Origin of the sequence: Croceicoccus sp. YJ47 (assembly GCF_016745095.1) — a bacterium.
Taxonomy (GTDB): Bacteria; Pseudomonadota; Alphaproteobacteria; order Sphingomonadales; family Sphingomonadaceae; genus Croceicoccus.
In genome coordinates this window covers 2,202,122-2,212,418 of sequence record NZ_CP067087.1, presented here as the reverse complement: position 1 = coordinate 2,212,418, position 10,297 = coordinate 2,202,122, and the positions used below count along the sequence as shown (strand labels likewise).

The window sequence follows — 10,297 nt, the reverse complement described above, 5'->3', positions numbered from 1 at the left end:
GTCCAGACCGACCCCAAGCACTGCGGCAATATGGCTGTGGATTCTACGACAAGGGTCACTCGCTGCCCTCTTCGTCGGTAGGCCGTTTCCCGCGGCGGGCGGCGATCGCGTCATCGACCATGTTATTCAGGTTGAGGCCGATCCCGGCGATGTTGGGCTGAACCATGAACCAGCGCGACATCGAGCTGATCCAGTCGAGAAGGCGGCTTGATTTTGGCACTGGCGTACCGGCCGAAATCGCGGCCCGTGCTCGTTCAATCGCGAGTTGATACCTGACGTTCTCATGAGCGAAGTATTGCCGAACTGGAGAGATCGCCTTGAGCTTGGCGGCGGCATCGTCGAGCCTTGCTCTGTCGCGCAGGGCGATAGCGATAGCCGCATAAGCGATTGCGTAGTCTGCGCGTTCCGGCACCTCCAGAGTCTCGAAATCGACGGATTCGATGATCTCGAGCGCATCAATCGCGCGGCGCTGCATCAGCCGGCAGCTCGCCTCGAAGATGCGGCAGGCAGGGTCGCCGTCCAAATCATATCCCGCAGAATAGGCAGCAGCACCGTCTTCCCATTGCCCGGCTAAGCGGAGAACGTCACCGAGACAACGATTGACGTGACCGAGGCCGGCGGGCGTCCAGTGATCTGTCAGCTCAACGAGTGCCCGCAGCCGTTCGGACGCATCGTCAAAATAAGCTCGATGGTGTTTCGCGATGCCGGCCACTTCCAGCAGCTTGCAGAACCACAATTGCGTGTCAGGCCCGAACGGTCGTTCTTCTTCGGATTCCCGCGCGGCGTTGAGCGATTCATCGCAGACCGCAATCGCGCCGGCGGTGTCGCCTGCCAACGTCAATTCCACACCCTTCGCCGCCGCGTATTGGATGCGGTCTCTTCGCGATGTCGTCAGCTCGAGGACACGATCATAAAGGCGCAGCTTTTCGACGAGCGGGATCGTATCCCCATTGATGTCGATGTGGAGCTGGAGAACATCGAGGTCTGCTTCCTGCGCCGTGATCAGCCCCAGCTTGGCCAGTTCTCGCCTAGCCCCCGCGGCGTCGTCGAGAAGGTGTGCCACCATCGCCTGGTGGTAAGTCAGCTTTCGCTGCCAGCGTGGATCGTCGATGTTGGCACGCAATCGTTCGAACACTTGAGGCAACTCTGCCAACCGGCTGAGGCGTCCGTATATACCAGTGAGCTGCTCGACGGACTCGTGTAGCGCCTCAATGTCGATGCTGAGGATTGCAATTCCCTCTGGCGGCAGCCGTCGCATCAATGGCACCGTATTGGTGCGGTGGTAGATCGTATATTGCGTGAGGTCTGCGCGAATGGCGCGAAGTACCTTAGGCCATTGCTTCTTACGCGCAGGTTCGCGCCACGCTTCTCCCATGGCAAATCCGGGCAAATGGTCGCGGCAGCACTGGCGGAATTGCTTTCCCGATCCGCAAAGGCATGCGTCATTGCGGCGCGGATACGCTAATGGACGAGACGTCGCGGATTTCATGTTCTTGTCGCTGTTGGTCGCACAAATTTCGATTGCATGATCGGTGCAACGTCCCGCTTCATTTTGGCCAAAAGCTTGCTCGCCAAATACTTAGCAGAGGCTCGCCGAACAAGAAAGATTTCCGAACGGCTTGTGTGAGTTCAAATTCTATTCCGGCAGATCATTTGAAATCAACATAACCTAGGGATGACCGACGGGCGGCTTGAGCTGATCGGCAAATCCGAGGTACTCCCTGCACTTTCGGGCCGTGTTTTGATTTTTTTGCGCATGTGCCAACGGCTGCTTTCAGACAATTAGCGTCGGAACTTTAATGACCGAAATTGGGGCGCAAAGCTGACGCCGATTTCGCTCACTAGGATCGCCGCGAAAGCTCGACAACAATGCTCGCCGCAAGAGCCTCCTCTGCGCGTTCGCGTCGCTCTCGAACCGTTGAGACCAATTGACGCTTGGTATTGTTTGGCATTCTGGCGATCGCCGCGAGCACGATGGCTTTCAAGAGGTCGGGATGCATGGTCAATATCTGTCATCCGCCGTGTGGGGATCGGCTGGATTGCGCCTTCGCTCGACAAGCGATCTCAGACTCTCGGCCAGCACCAGTGTCGAACTGCCGAGCTTGATGATTTCGATCTCGCCTTCATTGATCAGCACATACAGGGTACTGCGACCAATCCCGAGATAGCGGCAGGCTTCAGGAACGCGCATCGCGATCGGCTCGATCGCGGACTGGTTTTTCCGCTCGGTCCGCTGATCATTTGTTTCTGCTTTCGCCATGCCGGTCGGTCCTTCCATCTTTCGGGTGATGACGGACCGACCTGGGGGACATGGAGGGGGAGCAGGCCAGGCCCGCCATCGACACCGATTATCCGTCGAGAAGGTCCGATAGCGCCACATGACGTTTCTACGCTGGAGTTGCCGTTTTCACGCCTTTGCACCGATCCGTCGTAGCGGTCGGACTGAAAGCATCCCCACGGATCTATAGGGATGATGGCGGCCATGCCATTTGTGGCGTTTGAGAACCAGTTTGCGCGCAATTCGACAGACCGCCGTCGCCAAGCATATTGAAAAGAAACGGAATCTTCAGGGAAGCGTCGCCGAGCTGTTATCGGCGCCGTCGCATATTGCTCAACGAATCCAACCACCTGTAGCCCGCACGACGGCGCTGCTTTTATCTCGCGATCGTAATACTACCCCTGCACCAGACGCCCCCGGACGATTTCCTACGAGCGTCAATCCCCGCTCCATTTTTGCACGCTTGCTGCACTGGCGAAGCATGTCATTTGCAACCCTGCTGCTCACGACCTGCACCTAGCTCGGGTTGCGAACACCGCCTTTGAATGTCGGCTTGAAGCTCTTGGGTCGCATTGAAAGCCGCGCCGTGACGAACTCCAGCCAGATCAGATCGCATCCGGTGGGTGCTCGATTGGCGCGTTTCTGGTTGCAGCGCTGGTGCTTCAGGAGACCATTGCCGAGCGTTCTGCCACCGCCCGTGCTGCGCGTGGTGACATGATCAAATGTTGGATAGGATGGGTCGTATCGCTTGAGCCGGGAACTGCTTGGAACATGCTCTCCGCATCCGGCGCACAAGGATCCCTGTGCCCAGCGAAGAGCTCGTAGTTGTCCGGCACGTTGTTTGGTAGCGGCCACGGTGTTGTATCTAGTCAGCCGCGATGGAGACCAAGTTAGGCGTAGACTGCGAGCTGGTCGGAAAACAAGCAGCTGGCATCGCGTCTCCAGATCGCACCTGGGAGCGCCCATGCCTATGCTTTGTCCGGGCGCGCCTTAGCATCGGCTTTGAGTTTATCGAGACGCTCCGAACACACCTCGTGGACGACTCGGCCAAGCTCCTCGACCTGCTCGCCGAGCCATTCCAGCTCCTCTTTGCTGATGCGGTAGTGCTTGGAGTAGCGCGCTTTCACGTAGGCTTCCTTGAGCTTCTCGAAGCGTGCGCGGTCCTGCCTCGTGTTGCGTGGCCAAACGTAAGTAAGCCGCGCATCGATGCGCTCAGCCTGCGTGCGTAAGAAGCCCAGATTATGCACGTGTGGCGTGTAAAACGTGCAGACTAGCAGCACGCAATGGTACAAGCGTTCAGCAGACTGATGAAGTTGGAAGACGGCGTTGTTGTTTCGACCCTGATCTCGGTTGAACTTGTAATTGTCGAAGAACTCTGCGCCGGTCCGATACCACTCATCAAAATACTCCTCTGCCATCCCCAGCGCCTGTGTTGGCGTCTTCGGCTTGGGCGTGTGGAGCTCGGAGTCGTCAGACTGGTAAAGCGCGACCCCATCGTCCTTCACATCCATGAAGAAGTAGCGACCATGGGCGAGGCCGTCGTTTACCTCCTGCAACGTATGAACGATGAAATTGACCGGCGTCTTGAGCGCCTTCGTGACACCATATTCGCGCATCAGCCGATCATCGAGCTTGGACCAGTATTTCACCCGGTCGACCAAGCGCTTGTCGTTCACGATGATCAGAAGGTCGTAGTCCGACTGGTAACCCTTGGCGGTGTGTGGTTCGTCGACCCAGGTCCCGCGCGCATAGCTTCCGTAGAGGATGACCTTGAGGATGCGTCCGGCCTTCTTCCACTCATGTTTGGCGAGCGCGAAGGCGTCATCGAACTCTTCAAAGATCAGCTGCACCACGCGTTCGATTTCGCGCTGCTTTTGCGGTGGCAGATGATCAAGGTCGGTCTTCATTGGTTAGGCTCTAGCAAGCGCTTGTGAATCTTGCACCATTCCAATGGAAATGCGCTGCCGAAGCGCACACCTCCGACTCGAATGAGCATAACCCAGGTCACGCGCGAGCCTTTCTATTGAAGGGAATGACATCTCCTCCGTCGCGCAACTCGTCGAGATAGTCGCTCCACCACTGATGCATTTCGACACGCTCGACCCAGTAGCGACCCCGATTGTAAGTACCTCTCACCGCGTTTGAGTCAGCGTGCGCCAGCGACCGCTCGATCGCGTCCGGATTCCATTTCCCGGACTCATTGAGAAGCGTCGAGGCCGTCGTTCGCCAACCATGGGCCGTCATCTCATCGGAAGTGTATCCCATCCGCCGGAAGGCCTGATTGATCGTATTCTCGCTCATTGGGCGTCTGGTGGTGTGGAAAGCTGGAAACACAAACCCAGTGGGCCCGGTCAAGTGCCGCATGTCGCAAAGGTAGGAAAGAACCTGCTCCGATAGCGGAACCGAGTGAGGCCGCCGCGACTTCATCCGGCCCATCGGGATCGTCCATTTAGCCTCATCGAAGTTGAACTCACTCCACTCGGCAAGTCGAAGCTCGCCAGGTCTGCACATCACATGTGGCATGACCTGCATCGCGATCCTTGTGATTGTATTGCCGGTATACTCGTCGATTGAGCGTAGCAGCTGACCAACCTGCGATGGTTCAGTCATTGCAGCATAGTGCGTTACTTTGGGATTGATTAGCGCGCCTCGCAGGACCGAGCACGGGTCATTCTCCGCCTTGGCCGTCGCGACGGCATACCGAAAAACCCGACTGGCAAACGAGCGGCAGCGGCGGGCAGTCTCGTGCTTACCCTTCGCCTCGATGCGCCGCAGCGCTCCCAATATTTCTGGAGCTTTGATCTCTGCAATCGGAAGCGGCCAAAGCGGTTTAAGCTGCTCCAGCAACCAACGAGCCTTGGCAATGGTCGTCTCTGCTCGCTGATCTCCGATCATCTTGATGTTGATGTATTCGCGCGCCACACCGCCAAACGTGTTCTCTGCGCTTACCGACGCAACGAGACGCGCCTTCTGTCGTTCGAGTGAGGGATCCTTTCCCTCTTCGAGAAGCCGGCGGGCATCCTCCTGCAGGCGGCGTGCCTGAGCGAGAGACACGTCCGGATAGCGTCCAAGCGAAATCCTCTTCTCGCGACCGTGAATGCGATATTTCCAGCGCCATAGCTTCGAGCCGTTCGGCTCGACCTCGATGAAAAGGCCGCGCTGGTCAGCCTTCTTGTAGCGCTTCTCTTTTGGTCTGAACGCACGGATCGCAGAATCGGACAGCGGCAACTCGGCCTCCTCTCAAAGCCGGATTGCCCAATCTGATGTTCGCATCTTTCGCAAAGGGGCAAGGGGCGTTCTTGAGCCGGGGGCAAGCCCCCATTTTCTGCCCCCAACAACGTTGGATGCGTGTGGAAACGAGTGGACAAAGCCGGACGGTTGATGATCAGAAAATGGCAGAATTCCGCCATTTTGTCCAGCTTTATGCCGAGTTTGAGTTTGGAACAAATGGTGCCCAGAAGAGGACTCGAACCTCCACGCCCTTGCGAGCGCCAGCACCTGAAGCTGGTGCGTCTACCAATTCCGCCATCTGGGCACGGGTGCAAGTCATCAGCCGAAGCGCTGTCTTGCGGGTAGGAGGGCGCCACTATCCGCCCGGCGCCCCGGTGTCAACGCAATCATGGCGCCGGCATTCGAATTTTTCCGCGCCCTCCGTCGACTCGCCTGCACAGCCTGCTTGCCCAACAGGCGCGCGCTGTGCCAAAGCAGGCCGCAATTGAGCGCCCCTGCATCGCGGCGGGCGCCAAACGATCGACAGAGAAAGGGTGGGGCATGGCGTCCTCCAATTTTGCGGATACGCGATATGCCGGGACGAAAGACCCGGCGCGGCTTTCGGGCAAGCTCGTCACGCTGATCGGCGGGAGCGGGTTTTTCGGAACCCATGTCGCGCAGGACCTCCTCTCTACCGGCGCGCGCCTTCGCATCGCGAGCCGCAACCCGGAACGCAGCCATTCGCTCAAGCCGCTGGCGAATCTGGGACAGATTCAATTCGCGCGCTGTAACATCACCCATGCCGACAGCGTGCGCGCGGCGGTGTCGGGAGCCGACGCGGTGGTCAATCTGGTCGGTGCATTCGAAGGCGATCTCAACGCGATCCAGGGCGAAGGCGCGGGCCGCGTCGCGCACATCGCGCGGGAGGCTGGCGTGATGGCGTTCGTGCACGTGTCGGCGATCGGCGCGGATGAACATTCGCAAATTCCGTATCAGCACAGCAAGGGCGTAGGCGAACGCACCGTCCTCGAAGCGTTTCCCGATGTGACGATCCTGCGCCCCTCGATCCTGTTCGGCGGCGAGGATGAGTTCCTCAACATGTTCGGCGGGCTGATCTCGAAATTCCCTGCTCTCCCCGTCTTCGCGCCGGAGGCGGAGATGCAGCCGCTCTACGTCGACGATGCCGCCGCCGCCGTGCTCGCCGCGTTGCAGGACAGCGATGCGCATGGCGGAAAGATCTACGAAATTGCCGGCCCCGAACGGTTGAGCATGCTAGAAATTAATCGCCGCATCGCGCAGGCGCAGGGCCGCGATCCCACCTTCCTGCCGCTGCCCGACGCGGTGGGGCGCATGATGGCAAAGGTGATGGGCGCGCTGCCCGGCGGGCCGATCAATGCGGATCAATATGCGATGCTCGCGCAGGGCAATGTGGCGAGCGGGACGAAGCCGGGGCTGGATGCGCTCGGCGTCACGCCGCGCCCGATGACGCTCTATCTCGACCGCTGGATGACGCGGTTTCGCAAGCACGGGCGCTTTACCGAAACGCGCGCCTGAACGCCCGCCGCCGCCGCGTTCAGGCGTTGACGTCGGAATAATGCCGCGGCGGGTGGACCCCCTCCATCCGGTCGGAGAGGAGCGGCTGAAAACTCGGCCTGCTCTTGAACACGGAATACCAGCTGCGGGCCTGTTCGTGCCCGGACCAGTTGATCCCGCCGAGGTAGTCCGCCACCGAAATCTGCGCCGCGGCGGCGAGATCGGCGAGGCTCATCGTCGGCCCGGCGAGCCAGGGGCGGTTGTCGATCAGGTAATCGACGTAATCGAGATGTTCGTCGCATAGACGCATCGCGGCGCGCAGGATCCGCGAATCCGGCGCCTCCTTCAACACGATACGCTTCGTCATCCGCTCCATGGTGAGCGGGGCGACGACATCGCCATAGAAATTTTCATCGAACAGCGCGACCAGCCGGCGGATTTCCGCACGCCCGGTCGCCGTGCCGTTGATCATCGGGTTCTTGTCGACCGTTTCCTCGAAATATTCGGCGATCGCCTTGCTGTCGGCGAGCACGATGCCCTTCTCGCTATGCCGCACGACGGGGGTGCGGCCCGTCGGGTTCATGAGATAGAACGCCTCGCGCGTGTCCCACGGGTTCTCCCGCTCCAGCGTGAAGGCGATGTTCTTCTCGCTCATCAACAGGCGCAGCTTGCGGCTGAAGGGACACAGGGGAAATTGGTAGAGCTGCCACATGGAAGGAGCCTTGCGCCTTTCGCGTCGGGTGAAAGCATCGATGCAATGCGAGGGGATTGACCCGATGGCATGGCATCCGTCAACAACGAAGACCGGGACCATCGGTCCGCTTAGCCGCATATCGGGCATTGCGCAGGGGGAATTGGCGAATCATGGCGGACAGGCTTCTGGGTTGCGTGCTGGCCGGCGGGCAATCGCGCCGCTTCGGCAGCGACAAGGCGCTGGCCTTGCTCGATGGTGAAACGTTGATCGAGCGGGCGGTGCGGCAATTGCGGGCGTGGTGCGACGATGTGGTGGTCGCGGGCCGGGCCGTGGCGCCCGCCCCCACCGTCGCCGACTGGCTTACGGCCGACATGGGTCCGCTCGGCGGGCTGGCGGGGGCGCTGCGCCATGCGCGCGACGGCGGTTATGGCGCGGTGCTGGCGTGCGGGGTGGACAGCGTGGGACTGCCCGCCGACACGCCCGCGCTGCTCTCGCCCGGGCCATCGTGCCTTTCGGCGCAGCCGGTGGTGGGGCTCTGGCCGGTTGCGATGCTGCCTCTGCTCGAACGCTTGCTGACCGGACCGGGGCGGAACAGCTTTGTCCATCTCGCCCGGTTGTCGGGCGCGCGCATGGTCGATGTCCCCTGCCCGCCGGCCAATATCAACACGCCCGCCGACCTCGCTGATCTTGCAAAGACGGTGGAGTAGCGACGCGGGCGCTTGTGCCGCATCGCTGCATTTGCAATGGCTGTGTCACAATGGCCGACCCCCGCATCATCGACGTCACCCTGGACGAAGCGACGATATTGTGGCGCAATCCCGATATCGAGCAGGAGCGCCGGATCGCGATCTTCGACCTGATCGAGGAAAACAGCTTCAAACCGCTGCGCGCCTTCGGCAACGGGCATGTCGGGCCGTACCGGCTAAAACTGTCCGTGGTGGACGGGCGCCTTTCGATCGAGATTTCGGACGAATCGGAAACATTGCTCGAAACGCTGCTCATCGGGCTGGCCCGGTTTCGGCGTCCGATCCGCGATTATTTCGCCATCTGCGACAGCTATTACCAGGCGATTCGCAAAGCCAGCACGCAGGAAATCGAAACCATCGACATGGCCCGGCGCGGCGTGCACAATCGCGCCGCGGAATTGCTGGTCGAACGGCTTGAGGGCAAGGTGGAAACCGATTTTGCGACCGCGCGCCGGCTCTTCACGCTGATCTGCGTGCTGCACATCCGCGGTTGAGGCGCGCATGGCCCGGCACAAATCCCGGCGCATCTGGCGCATGGTCGCGCTTGTCGTCCTCGCGCTGGCGCTGATCGGCGGGGCGGCGGCGTGGTGGCGCGCATCGCACTGGGCGCCGGACCTGTCCGAATATCCCTCGCAAGGTGTCTGGCTCGGCGAAGCGGAGCGCGACATTCGCATGGAGGCGCTCCCGACGCTGGGCGCGCGTTTCGCCTATGTCACGGCGAGCATCGGCGCCGATGGCCGCAATCCCGCCGCCTCGGGCGAGATGGAGCGGGCGCTTGCCGCGGGGCTGTCGGTCGGCGCGGTGCACATCTTCGACCCGTGCCGCAGCGCCGACGCGCAATCGGCGAATTTCGTGACCCTGGTGCCGCGTGCGTCGGTCCTGCTGCCGCCAGCCGTCGTGCTGCGCGGCAATGGCGAGGCATGCGAACCGCGCGTGCGCGATGCCGCGCTGGAGGCGGAACTCGTCACGTTCCTCAACCAGATTGAGATGCATGCGGGCAAGCGCGCGATCCTCGCCCCGGATGAGGCATTCGAGGCGCGCTACGGCTTTGCCAAGAGGTCACAGCGGCCCTTGTGGCTGGCGCGCAACTGGATGATGCCGGAATATGGCGGGCGGGCGTGGGATTACTGGACCGCGAACGATGCGCGCGAAACGGGGCCGGTGGATGTTCCGCTGCGCTGGGTCGTCGCGCGATAGCCAAACGGATTGCACCGCGCGCGATGATGCGGCATCGCGGGCGACCCGACGATACGGGTGGAGGCAAGAGGGATACCGGATGGCGATACAATCCGACCGCTGGATACGCGAGCAGGCGCAGACCCGCGCCATGATCGAACCGTTCACCGAGGCGCAGCGCCGCGACGGGTGCATATCCTACGGCCTGTCGTCCTATGGCTATGACGCGCGGGTGGCGGATGAATTCAAGATCTTCACCAATGTCGATTCCGCCGTGGTCGACCCGAAGGATTTTGCCGCCAACAGCTTCGTCGATCGCAAGACCGATGTGTGCGTCATCCCCCCCAACAGCTTTGCCCTTGCGCGCACGGTCGAATATTTCCGCGTGCCGGAGGATGTGCTGGTCATTTGTCTCGGCAAATCGACCTATGCCCGGTGCGGGATCATCGTGAACGTGACCCCGCTCGAACCCGGCTGGGAGGGGCATGTCACACTCGAATTTTCGAACACCACGCCGCTTCCGGCCAAGATCTACGCGAATGAGGGCGCGTGCCAGTTTCTCTTCCTTCAGGGGAACGAGCCATGCGAGGTCAGCTATGCCGACCGGGCGGGCAAATATATGGGGCAGCGCGGGGTGACGCTTCCCCGGCTGTGACGCGC

At 61.0% G+C, this 10,297-nt stretch carries 11 protein-coding genes and 1 tRNA gene; 5 read left to right on the top strand and 7 right to left on the bottom strand.

The window, feature by feature from the left end; genetic code table 11:
* Positions 1-55 precede the first annotated feature (55 nt).
* From JD971_RS10835 to JD971_RS10815, 6 genes are all read right to left on the bottom strand, one after another.
* Positions 56-1,489: an SEC-C metal-binding domain-containing protein gene (locus JD971_RS10835; RefSeq protein WP_202083328.1), complete on the bottom strand. Its 1,434-nt coding sequence runs from the start codon at positions 1,487-1,489 to the stop codon at positions 56-58.
* Between the two features lie 513 nt (positions 1,490-2,002).
* Complete coding sequence (locus JD971_RS10830) at positions 2,003-2,260, bottom strand: helix-turn-helix domain-containing protein (protein WP_202083326.1); 258 nt, start codon at positions 2,258-2,260, stop codon at positions 2,003-2,005.
* Positions 2,261-2,794: 534 nt separating this feature from the next.
* Positions 2,795-3,244 carry an HNH endonuclease gene (locus tag JD971_RS17185; protein ID WP_371809606.1) on the bottom strand — a complete coding sequence of 150 codons (450 nt, stop codon included), beginning with the start codon at positions 3,242-3,244 and terminating at the stop codon, positions 2,795-2,797.
* 2 nt (positions 3,245-3,246) lie between these two features.
* A complete protein-coding gene (locus tag JD971_RS10825) occupies positions 3,247-4,185 on the bottom strand; it encodes a HEPN domain-containing protein (RefSeq protein ID WP_202083324.1) in 939 nt (312 codons plus the stop codon).
* 97 nt (positions 4,186-4,282) lie between these two features.
* Complete coding sequence (locus JD971_RS10820) at positions 4,283-5,506, bottom strand: integrase arm-type DNA-binding domain-containing protein (protein WP_202083322.1); 1,224 nt, start codon at positions 5,504-5,506, stop codon at positions 4,283-4,285.
* Positions 5,507-5,726: 220 nt separating this feature from the next.
* Positions 5,727-5,813: transfer RNA gene (locus JD971_RS10815), tRNA-Leu, on the bottom strand.
* Between the two features lie 236 nt (positions 5,814-6,049).
* Here JD971_RS10815 and JD971_RS10810 point away from each other — a divergent pair.
* Entirely contained in the window at positions 6,050-7,042 is a 993-nt protein-coding gene (locus JD971_RS10810; RefSeq protein WP_202083320.1) for a complex I NDUFA9 subunit family protein, read from the top strand.
* A 19-nt stretch (positions 7,043-7,061) separates the two neighbouring features.
* Here the strand turns inward: JD971_RS10810 and JD971_RS10805 are convergent, their stop codons facing one another.
* Positions 7,062-7,733: a glutathione S-transferase family protein gene (locus JD971_RS10805; RefSeq protein WP_202083318.1), complete on the bottom strand. Its 672-nt coding sequence runs from the start codon at positions 7,731-7,733 to the stop codon at positions 7,062-7,064.
* A 152-nt stretch (positions 7,734-7,885) separates the two neighbouring features.
* On the opposite strand from JD971_RS10805, the gene JD971_RS10800 reads away from it, so the two are divergent.
* The 4 genes from JD971_RS10800 to dcd all read left to right on the top strand — a co-directional run bounded on the left by JD971_RS10800 (position 7,886) and on the right by dcd (position 10,292).
* Positions 7,886-8,422, top strand: a complete 537-nt coding sequence (locus JD971_RS10800) for a molybdenum cofactor guanylyltransferase (RefSeq protein WP_202083315.1) — start codon at positions 7,886-7,888, stop codon at positions 8,420-8,422.
* A gap of 50 nt (positions 8,423-8,472) precedes the next feature.
* Entirely contained in the window at positions 8,473-8,955 is a 483-nt protein-coding gene (locus JD971_RS10795; RefSeq protein ID WP_202083313.1) for a UPF0262 family protein, read from the top strand.
* Between the two features lie 7 nt (positions 8,956-8,962).
* Positions 8,963-9,658 carry a glycoside hydrolase family 25 protein gene (locus JD971_RS10790; protein WP_202083311.1) on the top strand — a complete coding sequence of 232 codons (696 nt, stop codon included), beginning with the start codon at positions 8,963-8,965 and terminating at the stop codon, positions 9,656-9,658.
* Between the two features lie 79 nt (positions 9,659-9,737).
* Positions 9,738-10,292, top strand: a complete 555-nt coding sequence (gene dcd, locus JD971_RS10785) for a dCTP deaminase (RefSeq protein ID WP_202083309.1) — start codon at positions 9,738-9,740, stop codon at positions 10,290-10,292.
* Positions 10,293-10,297 lie beyond the last annotated feature (5 nt).